A 1,793-nucleotide genomic window follows, 5' to 3' on the forward strand; every position below is an offset into this window, starting at 1 on the left:
TCTATTTCTTATTTCAAATACTACTAATTAATGACAAAAACCCTTGAAGATATTGTGATATATAAAAAAACAACAACACTAATCAAAGTGATGTTGCTTTCCAATGCATATACTTAACTAGCTTTTTTTCCTGGTTTTTTATGCTTCTCTTTCTTTTCTTTAAATGGTGATGCTATTTTTTCACCGTTCGAATGATAGAAGGTGATCAGGCTAGCGTCTACGTGTTTTCCTTTTTTCCATTTCCTCACGTGTTCTGCTCCACGAATTTCTTTAACTTTATTGTTTTCAATCAGAACTTCTTTAACCACTGACCCTTCAAAGTCTACTATTGAATTTGGCTTCTTAGGGCTGATGATAATCTTCGTTTTCTCTAGGCCTTCACCGTTTAGTGTAGCGGTTGCTTTTACCCAGATTCCTTCTTTAATAGACGAGGTACGATCCATCCTGACTAAGGAATTCTCTGTATCTATTACTAGTTTTTTAGCTTTGTAACCGACAAGATTATAAATCTTGTTGTATTTCTTCTGTGCCGTTAATTCAGTTTGAATAATTAGTGGATCGTGATCACTTGCCCGGCCATCTGCTTCCGTAAATGAAGAGTTAATATGGACAATTTCTGCTTTTGTCTTAGCTGCCATATTGTTGCTCACAAGGATATGGTCCAGTACCTGTGAATTTCCTTGATATGTGTAGGAATAGCGTTCAGCAAAAGGTACGGTATCGACCATATTCGTCAATTCTCTTCCTTTTAACACATCAAGCGGTTTCGAGAATTCGAAGTCATTGAAGTCTCCTAATAGCACGACATTCGCCTGCTCATCCTTCGCTTTCACATCTTTCACAAACCCATTTACGATTGACGCAATTTGCAGGCGTTGAATTTCACTAGAAAGCACTGGCGGCTGATTTTTGCCGAATAGTGGTTGATCTCCGCCTTTGGAATTAAAATGATTGGCTACAACAATTACCTTTTCACCATTAAATTCAAATTGTGCTGCAAGCGGCTTACGGCTTGAAGCGAAAGCTGGATTCATTGGATCTATGCGTCCAGGATTCAGCGTAAGTGTACCCTCACTGAAGCCTACAGCCTGTGTTGCAGTGCCTTTCTCTCCAGGAGTTAACGATATTTTGTCTTGCTTATATAAAAACCCAACACGGATATTCCCACCAGGAGCACCGCCATCTTGATTATTTTCCGGTGCAATATCTGTATATTGATAGACCGGCCCACCTAGTTCGTTAATTTTCCCTATTAACTTCTCATAACTTTGAGCTGCATCTGTATTTCCAGTGTCTTTTTCTCCATCATTATCTTGCATTTCAGTTAAACCAATAATATCGGGCGATTTTAAATTCGTCACAATCGCCTCAGCTAACTTCGTTAATTTATCATCAGCGGATTCAGCTGAGAAATTTTCTAGATTATAGGAAGCAATGGTCAATTTTTTCTGATCTGCTTCAATTGAAGTAACTTCCCGTTTTGTTCCTCCATCTTTCAACTCAGGTAATGTAGCTTTATCCGTTAGTACCTTATAGTTACTAAAGCCATAACTGACAACGCCTGTGATGTTCCCAACAAAGTAATCCCCTGTTTTGGCCACGTAATTACGGTCGTTAATCAACAGGCTTATTCTTTCAGGGTTTCCATCAGACTCTGTGTATTTAAGGCCGCCCGCCGCTGTATTCGTTTGGTAGTTTCCCGGCACGACAATCACTTCGCCATACTCTTGTGGTGCGACTACTTTTGGAGAATCCAGCTGAACGAGCATCCCTTCTAAACTCTCATAAAAATC

Annotated in this window: 1 protein-coding gene; it reads right to left on the reverse strand. The window is 39.4% G+C overall.

The window, feature by feature from the left end; translation table 11 throughout:
- Positions 1–113: 113 nt before the first annotated feature.
- Positions 114–1,793: endonuclease/exonuclease/phosphatase family protein (locus AC52RT_RS06105; RefSeq protein ID WP_495539921.1), on the reverse strand; the 1,680-nt coding region annotated here is incomplete at its 5' end.

It is taken from the genome of Peribacillus sp. (genome assembly GCF_059453735.1).